Origin of the sequence: Streptomyces sp. NBC_01485, assembly GCF_036227125.1 — a bacterium.
GTDB lineage: Bacteria > Actinomycetota > Actinomycetes > Streptomycetales > Streptomycetaceae > Streptomyces.
This window is the reverse complement of record NZ_CP109435.1, coordinates 682,170-704,052: the sequence shown is the minus strand read 5'-3', so window position 1 is coordinate 704,052 and position 21,883 is coordinate 682,170. Positions and strand designations below refer to the sequence as shown.

16 protein-coding genes are annotated in these 21,883 nt (G+C 73.6%); 7 read left to right on the top strand and 9 right to left on the bottom strand.

Features of this window, described 5'->3' with window-relative positions:
* Positions 1–36: 36 nt before the first annotated feature.
* Positions 37–885, bottom strand: coding sequence for a DeoR/GlpR family DNA-binding transcription regulator (locus OG352_RS02855; RefSeq protein WP_329213970.1), 849 nt, complete (start codon positions 883–885; stop codon positions 37–39).
* A 281-nt stretch (positions 886–1,166) separates the two neighbouring features.
* On the opposite strand from OG352_RS02855, the gene OG352_RS02850 reads away from it, so the two are divergent.
* Positions 1,167–3,458 carry a hypothetical protein gene (locus OG352_RS02850; RefSeq protein WP_329213968.1) on the top strand — a complete coding sequence of 764 codons (2,292 nt, stop codon included), beginning with the start codon at positions 1,167–1,169 and terminating at the stop codon, positions 3,456–3,458.
* 5 nt (positions 3,459–3,463) lie between these two features.
* On the opposite strand, the gene OG352_RS02845 is transcribed toward OG352_RS02850, so the two are convergent.
* From OG352_RS02845 to OG352_RS02830, 4 genes are all read right to left on the bottom strand, one after another.
* Positions 3,464–5,914, bottom strand: a complete 2,451-nt coding sequence (locus OG352_RS02845; RefSeq protein ID WP_329213966.1) for a right-handed parallel beta-helix repeat-containing protein — start codon at positions 5,912–5,914, stop codon at positions 3,464–3,466.
* 108 nt (positions 5,915–6,022) lie between these two features.
* Positions 6,023–6,628, bottom strand: a complete 606-nt coding sequence (locus tag OG352_RS02840) for an Rv1733c family protein (protein ID WP_329213965.1) — start codon at positions 6,626–6,628, stop codon at positions 6,023–6,025.
* A 103-nt stretch (positions 6,629–6,731) separates the two neighbouring features.
* On the bottom strand, positions 6,732–7,553 hold the full coding sequence (locus OG352_RS02835; protein WP_329213963.1) for an MOSC domain-containing protein: 822 nt from the start codon (positions 7,551–7,553) through the stop codon (positions 6,732–6,734).
* A 41-nt stretch (positions 7,554–7,594) separates the two neighbouring features.
* On the bottom strand, positions 7,595–8,023 hold the full coding sequence (locus OG352_RS02830; RefSeq protein ID WP_329213961.1) for a DUF6643 family protein: 429 nt from the start codon (positions 8,021–8,023) through the stop codon (positions 7,595–7,597).
* A 302-nt stretch (positions 8,024–8,325) separates the two neighbouring features.
* On the opposite strand from OG352_RS02830, the gene OG352_RS02825 reads away from it, so the two are divergent.
* The gene (locus tag OG352_RS02825) at positions 8,326–9,606 is read left to right on the top strand and encodes a TerD family protein (protein WP_329223679.1); all 1,281 of its coding nucleotides are present in this window, start codon (positions 8,326–8,328) and stop codon (positions 9,604–9,606) included.
* A 17-nt stretch (positions 9,607–9,623) separates the two neighbouring features.
* On the opposite strand, the gene OG352_RS02820 is transcribed toward OG352_RS02825, so the two are convergent.
* Complete coding sequence (locus OG352_RS02820) at positions 9,624–10,787, bottom strand: glycosyltransferase (RefSeq protein ID WP_443072470.1); 1,164 nt, start codon at positions 10,785–10,787, stop codon at positions 9,624–9,626.
* 69 nt (positions 10,788–10,856) lie between these two features.
* Here OG352_RS02820 and OG352_RS02815 point away from each other — a divergent pair, with 69 nt between their 5' ends.
* Positions 10,857–11,642, top strand: coding sequence for a glutamate racemase (locus OG352_RS02815; RefSeq protein ID WP_329213957.1), 786 nt, complete (start codon positions 10,857–10,859; stop codon positions 11,640–11,642).
* Positions 11,643–11,747: 105 nt separating this feature from the next.
* Positions 11,748–12,323 carry a hypothetical protein gene (locus OG352_RS02810; RefSeq protein WP_329213955.1) on the top strand — a complete coding sequence of 192 codons (576 nt, stop codon included), beginning with the start codon at positions 11,748–11,750 and terminating at the stop codon, positions 12,321–12,323.
* 66 nt (positions 12,324–12,389) lie between these two features.
* On the opposite strand, the gene OG352_RS02805 is transcribed toward OG352_RS02810, so the two are convergent.
* On the bottom strand, positions 12,390–13,409 hold the full coding sequence (locus OG352_RS02805) for an O-antigen ligase family protein (protein ID WP_329213953.1): 1,020 nt from the start codon (positions 13,407–13,409) through the stop codon (positions 12,390–12,392).
* A gap of 317 nt (positions 13,410–13,726) precedes the next feature.
* On the opposite strand from OG352_RS02805, the gene lnt reads away from it, so the two are divergent.
* A complete protein-coding gene (lnt, locus tag OG352_RS02800; protein WP_329213951.1) occupies positions 13,727–15,337 on the top strand; it encodes an apolipoprotein N-acyltransferase in 1,611 nt (536 codons plus the stop codon).
* A gap of 124 nt (positions 15,338–15,461) precedes the next feature.
* A complete protein-coding gene (locus OG352_RS02795; RefSeq protein WP_329213949.1) occupies positions 15,462–15,941 on the top strand; it encodes an NUDIX hydrolase in 480 nt (159 codons plus the stop codon).
* A 187-nt stretch (positions 15,942–16,128) separates the two neighbouring features.
* On the opposite strand, the gene OG352_RS02790 is transcribed toward OG352_RS02795, so the two are convergent.
* Complete coding sequence (locus tag OG352_RS02790; RefSeq protein WP_329213947.1) at positions 16,129–17,448, bottom strand: glycoside hydrolase family 3 C-terminal domain-containing protein; 1,320 nt, start codon at positions 17,446–17,448, stop codon at positions 16,129–16,131.
* Between OG352_RS02790 and OG352_RS02785 the strand changes: the two genes are divergently transcribed.
* Positions 17,408–17,842 carry an MFS transporter gene (locus tag OG352_RS02785; protein ID WP_329213945.1) on the top strand — a complete coding sequence of 145 codons (435 nt, stop codon included), beginning with the start codon at positions 17,408–17,410 and terminating at the stop codon, positions 17,840–17,842. The two genes, OG352_RS02790 and OG352_RS02785, sit on opposite strands and share 41 nt — an antisense overlap.
* A 65-nt stretch (positions 17,843–17,907) precedes the next feature.
* On the opposite strand, the gene OG352_RS02780 is transcribed toward OG352_RS02785, so the two are convergent.
* On the bottom strand, positions 17,908–21,858 hold the full coding sequence (locus OG352_RS02780) for a carboxypeptidase regulatory-like domain-containing protein (RefSeq protein WP_329213943.1): 3,951 nt from the start codon (positions 21,856–21,858) through the stop codon (positions 17,908–17,910).
* Positions 21,859–21,883: the final 25 nt, after the last annotated feature.

The following is a 21,883-nucleotide window of genomic DNA, read 5'->3' as shown; positions in this document are numbered from 1 at the left end:
CGAGGAAAACGGGGCGCCACCCTAGCCGCCGGCCCGTCAGATGTCTGCACCCTCGGCGGGCTCGCCCGACGCGTCCGCCTCGCCCGCGACCACCAGCCGCCGCAGGTGCTCGGAGATCTCCGCGCGAGCCGCGCCCGGCAGCCCCGCGTCCGTCACCAGCGTGTCGACCTGCTCCAGCGCCGCGAACGAACTCAGGCCCACCACACCCCACTTGGTGTGGTCCGCGACCACCACGACCCGGCGGGCCGACTGCACCAGGCGCCGGTTGGTCTCGGCCTCCGCGAGGTTCGGCGTCGACAGACCGGCCTCGGCCGATATCCCGTGCACGCCGAGGAACAGCACGTCGAAGTGGAGCGCCGCGATGGCCTGGTCGGCGACCGGGCCCACCAGCGAGTCGGACGGCGTACGCACCCCGCCGGTCAGCACGACCGTGGCGGCGCCCTGCCGGGGTCCTGCGGTGCGCTGCGCCAGGTGGAAGACGTCGGCCACCCGCACCGAGTTGGTCACCACGGTCAGGTCCGGCACGTCCACCAGGTGGTGCGCCAGCGCGTACGTCGTCGTACCGCCCGACAGCGCGATCGCGCTGCCCGGGGCGACGAGCTGCGCCGCGGCCTTCGCGATGTCCTCCTTGGCGGTCAGCTCCAGGCCCGACTTCGCCTCGAAGCCCGGCTCGTGGGTGCTCGCCTCCACGACCGGCACCGCGCCGCCGTGCACCTTCTCCAGGACACCCTGCCGCGCCAGCGCGTCGAGATCGCGGCGCACCGTCATGTCCGACACGCCGAGCTTGCGGGTCAGTTCGTTGACACGGACGCCGCCACGACGCCGTACCTCGTCCAGGATCAGGGAGCGGCGCTGCTCCGCGAGGAGGTTCTGATTCTCACTCACGTACGCTCCGGTCCTTTCCCTCACACCGTCCGACAGGCCCGCTCACCTGCTCCGACGAGGACGTTCTCCCCGGCGTTGGGGTGCGGGCGTCCCATCCTCGCACGGCACGCTCACCGCCGTCCCACCACCCCGACGCGTGCATGCCATGCACGGGCGGCACCGGAGTGTGCCGCACGGTCCGGGGAGATTCTGTGACGGGAGGTGTATCACGCCTGCGAAACGGCGATCCTTATGCCCGCGCGGACACAAGTCGAAGGCGTGTCACGGGGGAAGTGCGAACAGTGGAACGTGTCTCTGCGGACCGAACGGCCCTGGAACTCCTGGTGCACGGGGTGGGCGGCGCCACGCCCGAGAAGATGCTGAACGATCCGCGCACGGTGCGGATCACCGGCGACGAGACGGCGGCCGTCTTCCGGCGCGCCGACGACGTCACCGCCGACACCGGACCCGGCGACGACCGGGGCCGCGACGCCCCCGTGCCCGAGGCCTACGTCTGGTCCAACCTCACCTCCGGCAACGGCACACGCGCCCTGTGGCTGTTGCTGCTGCCGTTCATGGTCGTCAACCTGGTCCACTGGATGCGGCCCGCCGCCCGGGACCGCGTCCGCACGGTGCGTCTTTACGGTCTGCTGGTGCGGCTCGCGGCGCTGAGCCTGACGGTGCTGCTCGTCGCGGCGGCCTGCGAGGTCGCCCTCGACCTGACGGCCTGGCAGTGCGCGGGCACGCCCGCGTGCGCCGAGCGCCACTCCTGGCTGGGCTTCCTCTCACCGGTGGTCTCGGACGACGGCTGGTGGAGCCCGCCCGGCCGCCGCCTCGCCCTCGCGGCCCTGGTCCCGACCGCCCTCACCGGCCTCCTCTGGTATCTCTCCCACCGCACCTGGCGGGCGTACGAGTCACAGGAACCCCTCGATCCCACGCCCGAACCCGAGACCGGCCCCGCCCACACCGCGCTCGGCCGGCCCGGCTTCTGGTACGGGCGCCGCCTGGTGGCCCGCCTCCGCGCGGCGCACACGGCGGCCGGGCTGCTGACGGTGGCCGCGGCGGTCGGCACGGCGGCCGTACGCCAGGACCGCCGCCCCGGCGGCTCCGCCCTCCTCGACGGGCTCGGCCGGCTGCTGGAGGTGTCCCTGGCCGCGGGCGCGCTGGCCACGGTGTGGGTGGTGTGCCGCCGGGGCCGCAGCGAACACCGCCTCGACCGCCGCCTGGACGCCCACCTGGTGCACCGCCTCCCGCTGGCCGCCCTCGTCCTGCTGGCCCTCACGCTGCTGTACGCCGGCTGGAACCGCCCCGGCTGGCACTCCGACGGCCGCCTCCCGGGCGACGCCACCTTCGGCGCCCTCGCCCTCACCCAGGGCGCCCTGGTCATCGCCCTGGCGATCGTCGCCCGCGCCCTGCACCCCCGCTGCCCACAGGAGCGGTGTGCGTTGGGTGGGCTCGGTGGGCCTGCGGTGGCCTTGCTGGCCTGTGCTCTGGGCGGGGTGATGTCGGGGGGTGTGTCGCAGCGGGTGTCGGACTGGCTGGACGGCACCGGGACCTACCTCGACGGGCCGCCCGTGCTGCTGACCTGGCAGGCGTCCGCGATCCCCGTCCTGATCGCGGTCCTGGTGGTGCTGTGCGGGGTGCTCGGGCGGCGGACCCTGCTGCTGACCCGGGTCGAGCAGGAGAAGGTGGTCCGGGAGTACGGGGTGGCGCCCGGCGACCCGGCCCGCACCCGTCGTATCGCCCGCGCCCGTGCAATGGCCACGCTCACCGACCGCGCACCCCTCCTCGTCGCCGTCACCTCCACCGCGACCCTGGTCCTGGGCGCGGGCGCGATCGTCGGGGCGTTCGGCACGGGGAAGACCCCGGTCCGGGCCGGGGAGGCGGCCCAGCCGTTCGTGCACGGAGCGGCCCAGACCGCACAGGCGCTGGGCTCCTGGCTCATCGGGCTAGGCTTCATACTCTTCGTCACCTGGGGCCGGCGCGCCTACAAGGACGCCTCCGCGCGGCGCACGATCGGCATCCTCTGGGACGTCGGCACCTTCTGGCCGCGCGCCGCGCACCCCTTCGCCCCGCCCTGCTACGCCGAGCGCGCGGTACCCGACCTGACCTGGCGCATGGCCACCTGGACGCGCGCCACCGGCGGACGCCTCGTCATCTCCGGCCACTCCCAGGGCAGCGTCCTCGCGGCAGCCGCGGCCTGGCAGCTGAACCCCTCCGACCGCAGCCGGGTCGCCCTGCTCACCTACGGCTCCCCGATCGAGCGTCTCTACGGCCGCTGGTTCCCGGCCCACTTCGGCCCGGCCGCGCTCGCCGCCCTGCACGAGGACATCGCCTGCTGGCGCAACCTGTACCGGCTCACCGACCCCATCGGCGGCCCGGTGAGACTCGCCGGCGACGGCTGCGGCCCGCAGGTGGACCGCGAGCCCCTCGCGGACCCGCTCGCATACGGCCGCACCGGCGACCACCCGCTGCCCGCGGCCGTCCTGGGCCACTCCGACTACCAGGCCGACCCGGCGTTCGCGCAGGAACGCGCGCTGCTGCTGGGGCGGCTGCGACCGGAGGTGCCCGAGGTTCCCGTGCAGCGCGCGTGAGCGGGTCAGGGCAGCTCGGGGAGGTCCTCCGCGTACAGCAGCGTCAGGTCGTCCTTGTCCGGCTCCGCCACCTGCGCGACCCGGCTCGCGTGCCGCTCGACCATCGCCTCGAACGTCTGCCGCGCGGTACGCCCGTTGCCGAAGGCGGGGCCCTTCGGGAGCTCCGTGAAGTACTTCAGCAGGGCGTCCGCGGTGCCCGGGCCGAGCTGGTACTCGTGCTCCTCGGCCTGCTGCTCCACGATCCGCAGCAGCTCGTCGGGGCCGTAGTCGCCGAAGGTGATGGTCCGTGAGAAACGGGACGCCACACCGGGGTTGACCGAGAGGAACCGCTCCATCTCGGCCGTGTAGCCCGCCACGATCACGACGACGGCGTCCCGCTGGTCCTCCATCAGCTTCACGAGGGTGTCGATGGCCTCCTTGCCGAAGTCCCGCCCCGCGTCCTCCGGCGACAGCGCGTACGCCTCGTCGATGAACAGCACGCCGCCGTGCGCCCGTTGGAAGGCCTCCTGGGTGCGGATCGCCGTCGAGCCGATGTGCTCGCCGACCAGGTCGACCCGGGACACCTCGACGAGGTGGCCCTTCTCCAGGACGTCGAGGGCGGCGAGGATCTCGCCGTAGAGCCGCGCGACCGTCGTCTTGCCGGTGCCGGGGGAGCCGGTGAAGACCAGGTGGCGTTTGACGGACGCCGCCTTCAGCCCGGCCTGCCGGCGGCGCCGGCCCACCTCGATCATGTCGATGAGGGCCCGCACCTCGCGCTTGACGCTCTCCAGGCCCACCAGCGTGTCCAGTTCGCCGAGCACGTCCTTGGAGGTCCGCACCGACGCCTGCGGCTCGTCGCCGGCCCGCTGCGGCTCCTCCGGGACGGTGACGCGCTGCTCGGGGATCACACCGAGCAGCCCGGACGACTGGGCGGTCGTCTGCAGCACCGGCTCCGGTGCCGCCGCGGCACCCGGGGTCCGCACGCCCGCGCTCTCGTCGCTGGTGCAGTCCTCGACCAGGGGTGCGGAACCGGGGGTGGCGTCCGCCCCGGCGTCCGCGAACTCGTAGCCGCCGCGCGCGCAGCGCTCCGTACGGCACTTGCGCAGCGTCGTACGGCTGCCGTCTATCACGTGGAAGCCGTAGCCGCCGCTGTTGGTCACCCGGCAGTTCAGGAAGCTGCCGCGGCCGCCCGCCGACACGTAGAACCCGGCCTCGGCGGGGGAGTCGACCGTGCAGCGCTCGACGGTGGGGTCGGCGCCCTTGGTGACGATCACACCGGTCTGTGTGCCGTCCACGGTGCAGTTGTTGAGGGTGCCGCCGCTGCCGTGGTCGCGGAACCACGCGCCGGTCGCCGCGTCCCGGATCCGGCAGTCGTCGAGCTGGGCGGTCGCGCCGTCGCTCACCGACACGGCCGTGTTGCGCACCTGGGACAGGTCGCTGTCGACGACGTCCACGCGCGAGCCGCGGTCGAGGACGAACAGGGCGTCCGGCACGTCGTGCACCCGGCAGGAGTCGAGGACCGCCGTCGCGCCGTCACTGACCCAGACCGCCGGGTAGTCGCCGGTGCTGTCGAAGATCTCGCACTGGTTGGCGTCCACGCGCGTGCCCGGGTCCCACACCGACAGCCCGTTGCGCCCGAACTGCCGCACCGTCGTGCGGGTCAGCGTCAGCACCGAGCGGGAGCGCAGGTCGACCGCGTTCTCCGGGATGTCGTGGATCCGGCAGTCGGCCAGGGTGAGCACGGCGTCCGTGTCGAGGGTGACGCCGTCGCCGGTGGTGCGGTGGACGTCGCAGTCGGTGAGGTGCGCGCTGGCCCGGGCGGTGATCTGCACACCGCTGCCCCTGACCTCGTAGACCTCGCAGCCCACCGCCTCCAGCGCGGAGTTGTCGCCGGTCGCGCTCAGGCCCGCGCCCGAGGTGTGGTGCACCCGGCAGCGCTCCAGCCGGGGGTGGGCGCCCCCGCGCACCAGGACGCCGGCCTGACCGGCCGCGACGACCTCGCACTCCTCGAAGACTCCGCCGCCGCCGTCGACCACGGCGATGCCGATGCCCGCCGGGTTGTCGACCGTGCACCGCCGGACCGTCGGGCGGGCGCTGCCGCGCACCTCGATGCCCGCCGCGGACCGGGTGACGATCCGCAGGTCCAGCAGCTCCGGCGTGCCCTCCTCGACGAGCACCGCGGGAGCGGCCGCGTCCTGGCCCTCCACGTGCAGGTCCTGCACGACCGCCGAGGCCCGCACGGTCAGCGGCACCCCGTCCAGGGGTGCGAGGCGCACGGAACCGGGGGAGCCCTCGGGCCCGCGCAGGGTCACCGACCGCTGCACCACGAGGTTCTCCCGGTAGGTGCCGGGAGCGATGGTGAGGACGTCCCCCTCGGCCGCGGCCTCCAGGGCGGCGGCGAGCGATGCGTACTCACCCGTGCGGCGCCGCCACCTCGATGTGCCGGTGTGCGTCACCTGGACCGTGCCCTGTGCCATGGCGTTGCCGTGCCCCCACCTCGTGGTACGCGGGTTGATGCCGAAATGCTTCGGCCGGACCACCGTAGCGTGCGCGCGGGTGGTGGGTTGACCAGAGAGGAAAGGCCGTCAGCAGCCGGTGCCGGTGCGGCCCCAGTCCGGGCCCGCCCGGTCCCAGGCCTGGTCCCAACAGGCGTACCGGCGGCGGACCATGCGCCAGACGATCAGCCGCCGGCCGCCCTCGACCGCGCCCGCGGTGAGCAGGGCCGCGCCGAAGCCGGCGAGCACGGCGTGCGTCGTCGCCGTGACGGAGTCCAGCGGGCGGGGCGCCGGCCGGCCGTGGCCGTCCGTCCATATCGCGAAGCGGTCGCCGCTGTGCGGGGTTCTGAGGCCCGCCAGGACCGTGCCGTGCTGTGCGGTGCCGTCCGGCGCGGTCCAGTCCGCGACGACCCGGGTACGGGTCTCCCGGCCGGTGGTCGTCTCCGGGTCCACGTCCAGCGGCGAGCCGGCCACCTCGCGCACCACGGTGGCCGTGACCTCGTGGTGGGACAGGCGCTGCTCGCGGACCGACCGCTGCAGGACGTCCTGTGCGACCGTGCCGATGACGGAGCCCACCACGGGTGCCACGAGGAGGATCAGGAGCAGCGCCGACAGAGCCACCCAGGCCTCGGCCAGATCCGTCCCCCGGCGCAGCGGATTGTGTCGCCAGCGCCAGATCCCGCCGATCGCTCGCACGACCCGCACCCCCTTCCCGACCCCTTCCCGCTCACACAGTCCCAACGCTCCGGGACCGGGCGGGGGTTCCCACGGATCGCCCCGCCTCCGATCGCGGCCGGAATCATGCGACGACGCGTACCGGATCGCCGACCCTCACCGTGCCCCGGGAGAGAGGCACCAGGTTCTGTCCGAAGACCAGTCTGCCGTCCAGGCGGCGGTGCCGGGCGAGGGTGGACAGGGGCTCCTTGCCGCGGGCGGCGGTGACCTGGTCGGTGGTGGTCACGACACATCGTCCGCACGGCTTGGCGACGCGGAACTCGACGTCGCCGACGGCCAGGCGCGACCAGCCGTCCTCGGCCCAGGGGTCGGTGCCCGCCAGGACCAGGTTCGGCCGGAATCGGTCCATCGGCAGCGGCCCCTCCGCGGCCAGGCCGCCCTGCGCGATCAGGGAGTTGAGGGCGTCGAGGGACGCGGTCGTGGTGACCAGCAGCGGAAATCCGTCGGCGAAGGTGACGGTCTCGCCGGGCAGCGCGTACTCGGGATCGACGGGCCTGCGCGTCGCGGGGTCGTCCAGGTGCACCAGCCGCACGTCGGCACCGACATGGGCGCTGCACCAGGCGTGCGCGGCGTCGTCGGCGAGGACCCCCTCCACCTTGTCGCGGAAGATCTCCAGCGACACCGTGCCCACAGACTCGGGCACCCGCACGGTCAGCGGCTCGAGGCCCGGCGCGGACAGACGGACGCCGCCGGGCAGCAGCTCGGCGGCGGCCAGCGCGAGGCGCGGCCGCTGGCGTTGCGTGACGACCCTTCCCCCGTCGTCGATCAACGCCCAGCGTCGGTCACCGGCCAGCCCCCAGGGCTCCACGACGGCCTCCCGGGGCGCCTGACCCCGCAACGCCTTGACCGGATGGACGTGAATCGACAGCAGCTCCGCGTTCCCCATGAGGTCATCCTGCCAGGCGGCACCGACAACCCCGGGTCGGCTCAGTAGCCGCCGCGGTACTGCTGCTGGTTGTACGGATCCTGGTACTGAGGCGCGGCGGGCCGGGGCGCGGCGGGGCGCATCGCCTCGTACCCCGTGCCGGGACCGGCCGGGCGCGGCTGCTGCTGCGCCTGGGGTCCGGGATAGCCGCGCGGCGCGGCCTGCGGCGGGATGTACGCCGCCGGGGCCTGCTGCAGCGGAGCGGGCTGCTGGGCCTGCGGGTAGCCGTAGGGCGCGTGGGACGGGCCCGCCGGGAGGGCGGGCAGCGCCGACGGCAGTGCGGGCAGGTTGCCGCCCATGTCGTACGCCGCGGGGACCCGGATCGGGGCGATCTGCGGGGTGCCCCGCTCGGCCACGAGCGAGTCGTAGATCGGAGTGTCCGGGAAGGAGGCGTAGTAGCCGCCGCCATAGGTGGAGCGGGGGGAGGTCATGGCACATAAGTTAAGCCCACGATGTGCTGGTTGGGGAGACTGATAAGAGGGTTGATTTCCGTGTCGGCGGTGACCTCGGATCCCCAATGCGAGCGAAGGGTGGAAAATAGGACGGCAAACGCCCCGAACATCGTGTAAAAGCCGAGTTCCCGGCGGGTGACCGACGGTCGGCCTGCGCTGATCCTGCGCTCCTGATGGGCGTTCGCCGTCCTGCGCAATAGGTTTGTCGGACAGACAACCCGAGGGGTGCCGGGGCGGGCGGCCTGGGCGCACCGACACACAATGGGGGCGTACACATGTCCATGTCCAAGGGGTCGAATGCTCCGGTGCCGACCGCGGCACTGCGGGTCGAACTGGGCCGGCGCTCGGGACCGGGCGTTCCGGACACGGACGCGTCGGCGCTGCTGCTCGTCGGCGGAAAGGTCCGTTCCGACGCCGACTTCGTGTTCTACAACCAGCCCGCCCATTCCTCCGGAGCCGTCCGCCACGAGGGCAAGAACGACGCCGGGGGCCGGGTGACCGACACCCTTCTCGTCGACCTCGCGCGCGTGGAGCCCGCGATCGAGACCGTCGTCCTGGCGGCGTCGACGGACGGCGGCTCCTTCGGCCAGGTCCCGGACCTCTACATCGAGGTGCGGGACGCGGCACAGGGCACCGTCGTGGCGCGGTTCGACAGCACCGGCGCCACGGTCGAGACGGCCTTCGTGCTGGGGGAGTTCTACCGCCGCCAGGGCGCCTGGAAGTTCCGGGCCGTGGGACAGGGCTACGGCAGCGGCCTCGAAGGCCTGGCCACCGACTTCGGCATCACGGTGGACGAACCGCAGCAGGCGGCCGCCCCCGCCCCGTCGACTCCGCAGTCCCCGCCTCCGCCGCCGACCGTGCCCGCCTTCCCGGCCACGGTCCCGCCGCCCGTCCACCAGGCCCCGCCCCCGCCCGCCGCGCCGGTCCGGCTGACCAAGGTGACACTCACCAAGGCCGCCCCGTCGGTGTCCCTGACCAAGCAGGGCGGCACCTCGGGCACCCTGCACGTCAACCTCAACTGGCAGACGCGCAAGCAGTTCTCGGGGTGGGGCAGCAAGCTCGGGCGGGCGACGGCCCTGCACAACGACCTCGACCTCGACCTGTGCGCCCTGTACGAACTCACCGACGGCCGCAAGGGCGTGGTCCAGGCCCTCGGCAACGCCTTCGGCGCCCTGCACCAGCCGCCGTACATCCACCTCGACGGCGACGACCGTACCGGCGCGCAGGCGAGCGGCGAGAACCTGACGGTCAACCTCGACCGCAGGAACGACCTCCGGCGCATCCTCGTCTTCGTGACCATCTACGAAGGCGCCCGTTCCTTCGCCGATCTGCACGCCACGGTCACGCTGCGACCCCAGTTCGGCGCCCCGATCGACTTCTCCCTCGACGAGTGCACCGTCCCCTCGACGGTGTGCGCGCTCGCCCTGATCACCAACCACGGCGGCGACCTCGTCGTCCAGCGCGAGGCCCGCTACCTGGTGCCCGAGCGCGGCGTGAGCCCGCAGCGGACCGTCGACCACGCCTACGGGTGGGGCATGAACTGGACGCCGGGCCGCAAGTAGCGGTCCCCGACCAGGGCTCAGCCCTCTTCGGTCACGGCGTCCGGACGTGCGTAGGTGCGGCCCTTCCAGGCCGCGCCGCGTCCCCGGTAGTGCTGGACGGCGGAATCGACCGTCATCAGCAGGTACAGGAACGCGGTGAACGGCAGCAGGGGAGCGAGCCACGGCGGCAGACCGTAGTAGCGCAGCATCGGGACGTACGTCCCCGTCATCACCAGCCACGCCATACCACCGAGCGCCGCCGTGGCCGTATCGCCGACGGCGAGTCCGGTGAGGAGCGCGAGCGGCGGCGCCAGGTACACCAGGGCGAGGCCGAGCACCGTGCCGGCCAGCAGGAACGGGCTGTGGCGCAGTTGCGCGTAGGCGCTGCGCGACACCATCCGCCACAGGTCGTGCAGCCTCGGGTACGGGCGCACGCTGTCGACGCGGTCGGCCAGCCCCAGCCAGATGCGACCGCCCGCGCCCCGCACGGCCCGCGCGAGCGCCACGTCGTCGATGACGGCGTGCCGGATGGCGTCCGGGATCCGCGCCCGCTCGGCCGCGTCGGTGCGCAGCAGGACGCAGCCGCCCGCCGCGGCCGCCGTGCGCGCCCCGCGCCGGCCGATCCGGCGGAAGGGGTAGAGCTGCGCGAAGAAGTAGACGAAGGCCGGCACCACCAGCCGCTCCCACGGGCTCTCCACCCGCAGCCGGGCCATCAGGGAGACGGCGTCGAAACCCCCGGTGCGCGCCGCCGCCACCAGTTCCCGCAGGCTGTCGGGCGCGTGCGCGATGTCGGCGTCCGTGAGGAGGAGGTACTCGGGCTCACGCGCGCGTGCCAGCGCGATGCCGTGACGTACCGCCCACAGCTTCCCGGTCCAGCCCGCGGGCGGCTCGCCCGGCGTGTCCACGGTCAGCGGGAGCCCGCCGAGACGCCGGGCGAGAGCGCGCGCCAGATCACCCGTCCCGTCGGAGCTGCCGTCGTCGACGAGGAAGATCTCCGCCCGCCCCGGATAGTCCTGCGCGAGCAGTGAGGGCAGACTCGCCGGCAGCACCGCCGCCTCGTCGCGCGCGGGGACGACGACACAGACCGACGGCCACCGCTCCGGCTCCTCGCGGGCCGGCAGTCGCACGTCCGTGCGCCAGAAGAAGCCCTGACAGAGCAGCAGCCACAGCCAGGCGGACAGGGACAGGGCGGCGATCCACACGACGGCGCTCACGCGCGCAGTCTGCCCCACCCGACGGGGCGTCAAGAGCACATCGTCTATCGTGGCCGGGTGAAGATCGCGCTCATGGACTCCGGAATCGGTCTGCTGGCGGCCACCGCCGCGGTACGGCGCCTGCGGCCCGACGCCGATCTCGTGCTCTCCCTCGACCCCGACGGCATGCCCTGGGGCCCGCGCACCCCGCAGGACCTCACCGAGCGTGCCGTGGCCGTCGCCGTGGCCGCCGCCGCGCACCGGCCCGAGGCCCTCATCGTCGGCTGCAACACGGCGACCGTGCACGCCCTGCCCGCCCTGCGCGCCCGTCTCGAACCCGGCATCCCGGTGATCGGCACCGTGCCCGCGATCAAGCCGGCCGCGGCCGGCGGCGGCCCCGTCGCGATCTGGGCCACGCCCGCCACCACCGGCAGCCCCTACCAGCGGGGCCTGATCCAGGACTTCGCCGACGGGGTCCCGGTCGCCGAGGTGCCCTGCTGGGGACTGGCCGAGGCCGTGGAGCACGCGGACGGGGCGGCGATCGACGCCGCGGTCACCGCGGCCGCCGCCCTCACCCCCGAAGAAGTAACGACCGTCGTCCTGGGCTGCACCCATTACGAACTGGTCGCCGACCGCATCCGCGCCGCCGTGCAGCGCCCCGGGCGTCCGCCGCTCGTCCTGCACGGTTCGGCCGGGGCGGTCGCCGCGCAGGCCCTGCGCCGGATCGGCGCGCGCCCCGAACCCGAGGCGGCGCCCCTCGGCACCGTGACCGTTCTCCTCAGCGGCCGCCAGGGCGCTCTCCCGGCGCCCGCCCTGGCCTACGCGGAAGGCCGCCTGCTCCAGGCCGTCAGCCCCGCGCAGTGACCGACCGGCACCGACACCGCCCCGGGCACCGTCCACCGCCCGGGCGGAGCAGTCACCCTGCGCGACGCGCTACCGGCGCAGCGAAACCTGAGTAACCTCATGCGTATGAGGGACCACCCCCACGACGAGAGCACCCCGCTTCCCGACGTCCCGCATCGCGACGCCCCGCATCCCGACGTCTGGACCGGGCGCGCCACCAACCGGTTCCAGTGGCTGCTCGCGCTCGTCGGCGCCGCCTTCATGGCGCTCGGCATCGAACTCGCCGTCGACTCCGCGTGGACGTCCGGCGTCGCCCCCCTCGTCATGGCCGTCGTCGGCTGTATCGCGGCCGGGCTGCTGGTGCTCTTCGGCACCCTCGCCTTCGTGCACGTCGACCTGAAGCTCGACAAGGACTCCCTCGAAGTGCGCTGCGGCCACATCGGCCTGCCGCGCCGCCGCATCCCGCTGGCCCATGTCGCCGGCGCCGACTTCGAACCGCTCGTCACCCCGCGCCACTGGGGCGGCTGGGGCTATCGCTGGCGGCCGGAGAAAGGCACCGCCGTCGTCGTACGCCGTGGCGAGGGCGTGGTGCTGCGGCTCTGGGACGGTCACACGTTCACGATCACCGTGGACGACGCGGAGTCGGCCGTACGAGTCATCAGGGCCCGGCTGCGGGCGGACACCCCGGACGCGGCGCGCTGACGTCCGTCTGAAGTCCGCCCGACCTCCGTCTTACGTTCGCCTCCAGCGGGCACGGGCGCGGGCGCGTCAGGCGGCCGGGTGGTCGTCGTGGCGCAGGTCCCTCTCGAACTCCGACAGCGCCTCGGGCGGCGCGGGCTCCTCGGTGAGCGGTCGGGCCGTGGCCAGGCCCGCCAGCAGCCCCGCGCCGACCGACACCGTGGTGAAGCTCAGCGCGTTGCCGATCGCGGCGACGGCGGCGAGGCCCGTGAGCGCGGCGCCCGCCGTGAGGACGACCGGTGTGGGGCGCGGCGCGCGCCACAGGGCGAACAGCACCCAGCAGAAGGCCGCGGCGAGCAGCAGCACACCGACGACACCCTGCTCCGCCGCCAGTTGCAGGGGCGCCGAATGGGGCTTGCCGTCGGGCAGCGTCGACTGCGCCGCCGTCGTGCTCAGCTCCCCGAAGCGCCCGGGGCCCACGCCGAGTCCGGCCTCGTCGTGGGCCATGCCCAGGGCGTCGCGCCACAGGTCGGCCCGGCGAGGCGTCAGCCCGTCCCGCAGCGCGCCGGCGAGGCCGCCGGACAGCGTGTGTCCGGCGACCGCCCAGGTCAGGCCCGTCACCAGGAAGGCGGCCCCCGCCAGGGCCAGCAGGCCCGGGCCCCGGCGGCGCATCCGGCCGGCGGCAAGGGAGCACAGCAGCACGGCGCAACAGGTCAGCACCGCCGTGGTCGAGCCCAGGAGCGCCCCGGCGACCGAGATCACCCCGGCGAGCAGCCACAGCGCCCACCGCAGCGCGGGCACCGGCGCGGCCCAGGCGGCGCAGCACGCGGCACCGGCCGACAGGGTCAGCAGCGCGGCGGTGGCACCGGCGTGACCCAGCGGCGCGACGGTCTCGGGACCCGGGGCGAGCCGGGGCAGGGCCACCGCCAGGGCGAGCCCGGCCAGCGCCCCGGCGCAGGGCGCGGCGACCGGCAGCAGCACCCCGAAGATCCGCCCCGCCGCGTATCCGGCGGCCAGTGCAAGCACCGCGAGCAGGACCCCCTCGGGGCGTCCCCCGTGCACGGCGGCGGTGGCCAGGGACCAGATGGCGCAGGCCCCGAACACGGCCACGCCCGCCGCATCAGAAACGTTTCGCTTTTCTTCGTCTTCTCCGTCCGCGCCCGTGCCGGCCGCAGACGTCATCCCCGTGGAACCCACCCCGTCCCCCCGAACCCGGTCGCCCCCCGACCGTGACGGACCCGAACCGCGCCGGACCCGAACGCGTGCGCGACCGGAGTCCTGGCTCACCGTAACGGCTGATGGACGGTTTGTGGATGACTTGCGCCGGGTTGTGCGCCGGTCGCGCGGTGACCGAGGGCTGCTCCGTGGGTTGAGCTGTCGACGGACCGTGCTGTCGGCCAAAAGCTCACCCGCCGTACACTCCCGGAGTGACCGTCACCGCACCTCCCGTGGGCCAGCCGGACCAGGCGGAGCCCCAGACCGCGCCGGCCCCGCGCGGCGCCCGGCTCCTGCGCCTCGTCCCGGCCGCCGCAGCGGCGCTCTCCGGAGTGCTGCTCTACGTCAGTTTCCCGCCACGCACGCTGTGGTGGCTGGCGCTGCCGGCCTTCGCCGTCTTCGGCTGGGTACTGCGCGGCCGGAGCTGGAAGGCGGCCTTCGGTCTCGGCTACCTCTTCGGGCTGGGTTTCCTGCTGCCGCTCCTGGTGTGGACCGGCGTCGAGGTCGGCCCGGGGCCCTGGCTGGCCCTCGTGGCCATCGAGGCGGTCTTCGTCGCGCTGGTCGGCGTGGGCGCCGCCGCCGTGTCGAAGCTCCCGGCCTGGCCGCTGTGGGCGGCCGCGCTCTGGATCGCCGGAGAGGCGGCACGCGCGCGCGTGCCCTTCCGCGGCTTCCCCTGGGGCAAGATCGCCTTCGGCCAGGCGGACGGCGTCTTCCTGCCCCTCGCCGCACTGGGCGGCACCCCGGTCCTCGGCTTCGCGGTCGTCCTGTGCGGCTTCGGCCTGTACGAGGTCGTACGCCTCGTCCTGGAGCGCCGGCGCACGGGTGAGCTGCGGCGGTCGGCCGCCGCCGTGGCGCTCCTCAGCGTGGCCGTTCCGGTCGTCGCCGCCGTGGCCGCCCGCACGCTGGTGAGCGACAAGGCGGAGGACGGCACCGCGACGGTCGCCGTCATCCAGGGCAACGTCCCCCGCCTCGGCCTGGAGTTCAACGCCCAGCGCCGGGCCGTCCTCGACTACCACGCGCGCGAGACGGAGCGGCTGGCCGCCGAGGTCAAGGCGGGCAAGGTCGCCCGGCCCGACTTCGTGCTGTGGCCCGAGAACTCCTCCGACATCGACCCCTTCGCCTACGCCGACGCGGCCGTCGTCATCGACAACGCGGCCAAGGCGATCGGCGCGCCCATCTCGGTCGGCGGGGTCGTCGAGCGCGACGGCAAGCTCTACAACGAGCAGATCCTGTGGGACCCGGTGAAGGGACCCACCCAGACGTACGACAAGCGGCAGGTCCAGCCGTTCGGCGAGTACCTCCCGCTGCGCTCGCTCATCGGGGCCATCAACGGGAACTGGACCTCCATGGTCCGCCAGGACTTCAGCCGGGGCAGCAAGCCGGGCGTGTTCGACATGGACGGCGCCAAGGTCGGTCTCGCCACCTGCTACGAGGCGGCCTTCGACTGGGCCGTGCGCGACACGGTCACCCACGGCGCGCAGGTGATCTCCGTGCCGAGCAACAACGCGACCTTCGACCGCAGCGAGATGACCTACCAGCAGCTCGCCATGTCACGCGTCCGCGCGGTCGAGCACAGCCGGACCGTCACGGTGCCCGTGACCAGCGGCGTCAGTGCGATCATCATGCCGGACGGAAGGATCACCCAGAAGACCGGCATGTTCGTCGCGGACTCGCTGGTGCAGAAGGTGCCCCTGCGCTCCTCGGAGACGCCCGCGACCAAGCTGGGCATCCTGCCCGAGATCGCCCTCGTGCTCGTCGCCGCGGGCGGTCTGGGATGGGCGATCGGCGCCGGGGTGCGGGCCCGACGGAGCGCGACGAACTGATCGGCCCGTCCCCGATGGGGTCGCCCGGACAGGACCGTCCCCGACAGAAGGAGCGCCCCGGGCAGGAGGAGCGTCCCGGACAGGAGGACCCTCCTGTACAGGGCCGACTGGATAGGGTCGGTGCATGCCGATTCCTGACTTCATCACCGAGATCCGGGCCTCCGCCGGCCACCAACTGCTCTGGCTCCCCGGCGTCAGCGCCGTCGTCTTCGACGACGCCGGCCGGGTGCTGCTGGGCCAGCGCGCGGACAACCACCAGTGGACCGTGATCAACGGCATCCCGGACCCGGGCGAGCAGCCGGCGGACTGCGCAGTGCGCGAGGTGTACGAGGAGGCGGGCGTGCACTGCGTCCCCGAGCGCGTCGTCCTGATCCGGACGGGGAGGCAGGTGGAGTACCCGAACGGCGACAAGTGCCAGTTCATGGACGTCACCTTCCGCTGCCGGGCCGTCGGCGGCGAGGCGCGGGTCAACGACGACGAGTCCGTCGACGTGGGCTGGTTCGCCTTGGACGCCCTGCCGCCGATGCACGAACGGCAGCTCTTCCGCATCAAGCAGGCGCTCTCCGACGAGCCCACGTGGTTCGAGACGACGACGTCCGAGTGACGGGACGGGGCGGTGACCCGGGCCTGCGGCCGACGGCAGCGGACGGGCCTGTGTGGTTCGGTGAGTGAGACGTGTCCCTCGACGGGCTCGCTGCGGGCCCACCCGATTCCGAAGCGGTAGGCGGTTCAGGCCCGCGTCGGCCGGCAGCCGTATGTCCTCGGGGCAGCGGTGGTGGCTGCCGATGGCGTCAGCGCTGCGTGCTCTCCAGGATCTGGGTCAGGTCGTCGGTGGAGAGGGTGATGCCGGGAAAGTGCAGGAACTGGCGGGCCGGGATGGACGCGATCATGTGGATGAGGTCGCCGTTGGCCTCCGACCCCCGGCGCTGTTCCACGGTCTCCCCGGCGCTGAGCGCCTGTTGGAGCAGCGGGCCGGCGACCGGGTGGGCGAGCCAGTCGCCGAGGGAGGAGTCGAGGGACAGGGCGATGGCGGTGGTGTCGCCGGTGAGGGTGACGGTCTGTTCGGCGACGACGCGGGCGGCGCTCGCGCCGATCTGGACCGTGTACGAGCCCGGCGCGACCGCCCAACGCCCTTGCTCGACGTCGTAGTAGGCGAACGCGCGGCGATCCAGGGGGAGTTCGACGGTACGGGACTCTCCGGGCCGCAAGGCGACCTTGGTGAAGGCGCGCAGCTCACGGGTGGGACGGCACACCGGTCCGGCAGCGGTGGCGACGTACACCTGGACGACGTGCTTACCGGCCCGGTCACCGGTGTTGGTCACGGTGACCCGGACCGTGGCGGTGTCGTCACCGGTGACGTCGACGGCCAACTCGCCGGTGCTGAAGGTGGTGTAGCTCAGCCCGTGTCCGAAGGGGTGGCGGACGTCGAGTCCGACGCTCTCGTAGTGGCGGTAGCCGACCATCACGCCCTCGCCGTAACGGACATGGCCCGCTTCGCCGGGGAAGGTGAGGTAACTGGGGTTGTCCTCCAGGCGGAGCGGGATGCTCTCGGCCAGGTGGCCGGACGGATTGACGGCGCCGGAGAGCACGTCCGCGAGGGCGCCGCCCGCGGCCTGGCCGAGCAGCCAGCCAGCCACGATCGCGTCGGCGTCGTCGTGCCAGCCCTCCAGGGACACCACCGCGCCGGTCGAGAGGACGACCACGGTGCGCACGGCGACGGCGGCGACCGCGTGCACCAACTCCACCTGTTCGACGGGCAGTTCGAGGTGCTCGCGGTCGCTGCCCTCGGTCTCGCCGCGCAGTCCGACGAAGACCACGGCGATCTCGGCCTCCCGGGCGATCCGCACGGCCTCCTCGCGCAACGCCGTCGGATCCAGCGCTTCGTCCAGCGCTTCGGCCTGCGCTCGGTCCTCCGCTCCGTTCTTCGCTGCGTCCTTCGCTCGGTCGTTCGTGAACCCGGCCGCGTAGGTGACGGTGTGGCCGAGAGCCCGGATCGCCGCCGACGGGGTGTCGACACGGGTGGAGTTGACGAGCGAGCTGCCGCCGCCCTGGAACTGGGGGGCGACCGGAGTGCTCGCCCGGCGCTTCGACTCACGTCTGCTGCTGGCCACCGGCGGCGGGCTGGTGGCCGTCGGGCTCGCCCTCACCTCCCAGTTCCACCACAGCGTCGCCCAGTTCATGGCGGTCGGCGCGTTCGCCGCGGTGGGGATGGGCATGATCGTCTCCATGATCCCCGTCATGATCATCGAGTCGGTGGAACCGGAGGAGCAGGCACTGGCCAACGGCGCCCGGGGCATGGTGCAGGGCGTCGTGCAGGGGCTGCTCATGCAGGTCGCCTTCGTGGTCCTGGCCAAGGACGGCAAGGTCCTGAAGGGCACCGAGTTCTACGGCGACGACGGTTACACCAACGGGTTCCTGCTGTTCTCCGGCGCGGTCGCCGTCGCCGTCCTGCTCATCCCCAAGGGCAAGCGCCTCGACGAGGCGGAGACCGGCCAGGCCGCCTGACCTGCCAGGCCGAAGGCCCCTCGGATCGTCTTGCGATGAGGGGCCTTCGGCGTTCTCCTTTCCGGCTATCGGCGGGGTGTCACGGTCATCGACACCGGGACCGTCGGATAGACGTACGGCGTGTCCGTGCGGACCGCGAGGGCGGCGGTGTAGGTGCCGGTGGTGTCGACGGCCGGGGCGGTCGCGGCCAGGCGGACCGTGACCGTCAGGCGTTGGCCGGGGGCGAGGGTGCGGGTGGTGGGGGTGGCCGAGAGCCAGGTCACGTCGGTGGTGGGGACGCAACTGTCGAGGCCCGGGAGCTGCTCGACGTAGGGATGGGCGTCGTAGGCGCTCGGTGCGCCGCCGACGCGGTAGAAGCCGCAGGCGCTGCCGGCCCGGTAGAGAGGGACGGCGGCGGTGGGGAGGGGCGACCAGGTGCGGGCGGCCGGGTCGTAGGCGTAACCGGCGGTGGTGAAGGCGGACAGCAGGCTGCTGGCGCCGCCGGAGAGCAGGAAGCGGCCGTCGGCGGTGGTGTAGGCCGAGGCCCACAGGTCGAAGGGCAGGTCGGTGATCGGGGTCCAGGCGGCGGACGCGGGGTCGTACGCGTAGCCGTGCCGGGTGCCGGCCGCCGGGGTGGTGCCGCCCGCGCAGTAGAGGGCGCCGGAGATGCCGCCGCAGCCCAGCCAGGAGATGGCCTCGGGGTACGGGGCCGCCGCGCTCCAGGTGTCGGTGGCCGGGTCGTAGACCTGGACGTCGCTGCTGCCGCAGCCCTGCGCGCCGCAGCCGCCGACCAGGTACCACTTGCCGTCCAGCGTGGCGGAGGCGGCCGCCGCGTGACCGGCCGGGGACGGCTCGGCGGTGGACCAGGTGTGGTGCCGGGGGTCGTAGACCTCGGTGGTGGCGACGGTGGCGCCGTCCGCGTCCCAGCCGCCGGTGACGTACAACTTGCCGTCGAGGAAGGCGGATTGGGGGGCGTCGCGGGGTGTGGTGAGGCCGCCGGGGATCGCCGACCAGGCGGCGGTCACGGGGTCGTAGACGTAGCCGTCGGTCACGAGGGACGTGCCGTCGGCGCCGCCGACCGAGTAGACCCGGCCGTCCGGGCCGGTGGCGACGGCGTTGTCCATGACCGGGGTCGGATAGTCGGCCAGGCCGGTCCAGGCGGGGGCCGCGGCGGCCGGTACGTCGGGGCTCGCGGCTCCGCCGCCGGCGCTCGCGGTCTTGCCGCCGGGGGAGCCCTTTCGGGGGCCCTTGTTCGAACCCGGGGTCAGGGGCAGCGGGCTGTAGTCGCCCGGTACGTCCTGACGGTCCGCCGCGTCTGCGGTCGGCAGGTCGCCGGACCGCTCGGTGAGGGTCACGGTGAGGGGAGCCGAGCCGGTGTTCTTCAGCGTGACCTTCGTGGTCGCCGTCCTCCCCTCGGTCACCGACCTGCGCACCGACGCCGGGGACACGGACAGGCGTCCGGCGCGCAGCGCGGCGTCGAGCCGGGTGACGTGGTCCCGGCCGACCCGGGCCGCGGTGCTCAGCGCGCTGTAGTGGTCGGCGGTCACGGTGAACCGCTGCTTGCCGGTCACCGGCGAGAAGAGCACGTAGGAGCCGTCGGCGGCGGTGGTCGCCGTACCCTTGCCGCCGATCGCAGCCGAGCCGACCGGTTTTCCGGTGTTGCGGTCGGTCACCGTGCCGTGCAGCAGCCCGCCCGGTACCGGCGTGCAGGTCATACCGCCGAAGGCGACGTCGTCGACCTCCCAGTAGTAGGCGTAGTCGCCCCGGTAGTGGAACCGGATCTGCACGGCCCGCTGTCCGGCGGCGGACGGGAGGGCGATGGACTGCGGCCCGGGACCGGCGTTGACGGTGTCGCGGTGCCACACCGTGGACCAGGTCTTCCCGCCGTCCACGCTGAGGTCGACGTCGGCCTTGGAGGCGTCCGAGAACTTCTTGTAGTAGGTGCTGAAGCGGACCGCCGGGGTCGCGTGGCCGGTCATGTCGAGTACCGGGGAGAGCAGGGAGGTGTCCTGCGAGTCGCCGTAGTGGTCGCTGTCCACGATGGCGAAGCCGCCCGACCCGCCGGTCACGTTGCCCCGTCCGGCGAGGTCCTCGAAGCGCCAGGCGTGGCCCCGGCCGGCGGCGTCGGTGACGGTCCAGCCGACGGGCGTCTGCGTACCGTCGAAGGTCTCCGTGCCGTTGCTGTACGCCTGCGTGTAGCCGGGCGCGACGCAGGCCGCGGCGTCGACGGGCACGCTGACGTTCTTGGTGCGCCCCCGGTCCGCGACCGTCAGGTCGGTCGTCGTCACCTGGTAGCCCGGGTACACCGGGTCGACCTGGAGGCTGAACGTGCTGTTGGCGGGCAGCCGGAGGGTGTAGCGGCCGGTGTCGGGGTCGGTGTACGTACGGGTGGCGGGCTCGTCCGCGACCTGGACGCCTGCGTGGAGCGGCCAGCCGTGCCCGGAGCCGTCCCGGATCCGTCCGCTGACGGTGACCAGGGGCTGGGCGGTGAGGGTGAAGCTCCGGGTGGCGGTCTGCCGGTCGGCGATCTCGACCCCGGCCGTCGTGGCGCTGCCGTAGCCGAACCTGGCGGCGGACACGTCGTACGTGCCCGCCGGGAGGGTCATGTCGTACGCGCCCTGTTCGTCGGTCGTCGTGGCGTTCGCGCCCGCGGTGATCCGCACCCCGCCGAGCGGCGCGCCGGTGCCGGGGTCGGTCACCTTGCCGGCCAGCTCGCCGTACGGGCCGGTCGTGAAGGCGGCGGTGCCGTCGGGGGTGCCGAGGCCGGTGGGGCCGTCGTAGCCGGCGTTGGAGGTGCACAGGTAGGCGGGGGAGCAGGTGCCGTTGGTGCCGGTGGTCACGTCGTTGAGCGCGCCGGGGTGGGCGTACGGGTAGGCGCCCGGGTAGGTGGTCTTGCCGGGCGCCCCGGCGAGGGCGTAGGTCGCGGCGATGATCGGGGCGGACGCGCTGGTTCCGCCGTACACGCCCCAGCCTCCGTCCTCGTACGTGTTGTAGACGCTCACCCCGGTGTTCGGGTCGGCGACCGCCGACACGTCCGACTCGGCGCGCTTCGCGCAGCCGCGGTCGGTCTGGAAGGACGGCTTGGCCTGGTGGGCCGAGCAGCCGCTGCCCGCACCGGTCCACGCGGTCTCGCTCCAGCCGCGGGCCGCCGCGCCGTCGCGGCTCAGGGAGGTCCCGCCGACCGCGGTCACGTACGGCAGCGTCGCCGGGAAGCTGGGGCCGAAGCCGTAGCCGAAGTCGCCGGTGCTGAAGGTGATGGCCACGCCCGGGTGTTTGAAGTACGCGTCGCCGGAGACGTCGCCGACCGCGTTCTCGCTGGCGCCCCAGCTGTTGGACACGTACGTCGCGCCGAGCGCGACGGCGGTGTTCTCCGCTGTGCCGAGGCTGTCGATGTCCGGCCCGTCCGCCTCGACGAGCAGGATGGAGCACCGCGGGCAGACGGCGCTGACCATGTCCAGGTCGAGGGCGATCTCGGCCGCCCAGCCCGCGTCGGGCTGCGGGTAGTCGGTGCCGCCCCGCTGGTCGGTCTTGCGGAAGCACCCGTTGGCGGTGGTGCAGGGCGGCAGGCCGAACTGCGAGCGGTAGGTGGCGAGATCGGCCTCGGCGTTGGGGTTGTCGTAGGCGACGACGACGGCCACCGTGGCACCGCCGCCCGCGGCGTCCGACGGCAGGTCGTAGGCGCTCTGCAGATCGGCGGGGCCCAGCCCGGCCGGGGCCAGCAGGGGTTGCAGCCCCTTGCCGGACGGGACGTCGTCGCGTGCGACCGCGAAGCAGGCCATTTCGCCGGGCCGTTCGGGTCTCGCGCACAGTTGACGGGTGGCCGCCGGCTGCGGCTCCGACGCTGCGCCGGTACCGGCCGTCTCGGTACCGATCGTCTCGGTACTGATCGTGTTCGTACTGGTCGTGCTCGTATTGATCGTGTTCGTGCCGCCGGAGGCGGAAGCGGCGGCCGGTAATCCCACCGTCAGCGCCGCCAGAGTGCCGACGACGGCGACAAGTCTCGCCAACCGTGCTTGGAAAAGGGCCACCTTGATCATCCGGGTCCTCCCAGACCTTTGGGGG

Bases quoted from the DNA above. Each gene is read 5' to 3' on its own strand.
- OG352_RS02825 (WP_329223679.1), top strand. From the start codon at position 8,326: ATGTCCAAGGGGTCGAATGCTCCGGTGCCGACCGCGGCACTGCGGGTC.
- OG352_RS02830 (WP_329213961.1), bottom strand. From the start codon at position 8,023: ATGACCTCCCCCCGCTCCACCTATGGCGGCGGCTACTACGCCTCCTTC.
- OG352_RS02810 (WP_329213955.1), top strand. From the start codon at position 11,748: ATGAGGGACCACCCCCACGACGAGAGCACCCCGCTTCCCGACGTCCCG.
- OG352_RS02795 (WP_329213949.1), top strand. From the start codon at position 15,462: ATGCCGATTCCTGACTTCATCACCGAGATCCGGGCCTCCGCCGGCCAC.
- OG352_RS02845 (WP_329213966.1), bottom strand. From the start codon at position 5,914: ATGGCACAGGGCACGGTCCAGGTGACGCACACCGGCACATCGAGGTGG.
- OG352_RS02780 (WP_329213943.1), bottom strand. From the start codon at position 21,858: ATGATCAAGGTGGCCCTTTTCCAAGCACGGTTGGCGAGACTTGTCGCC.
- OG352_RS02835 (WP_329213963.1), bottom strand. From the start codon at position 7,553: ATGGGGAACGCGGAGCTGCTGTCGATTCACGTCCATCCGGTCAAGGCG.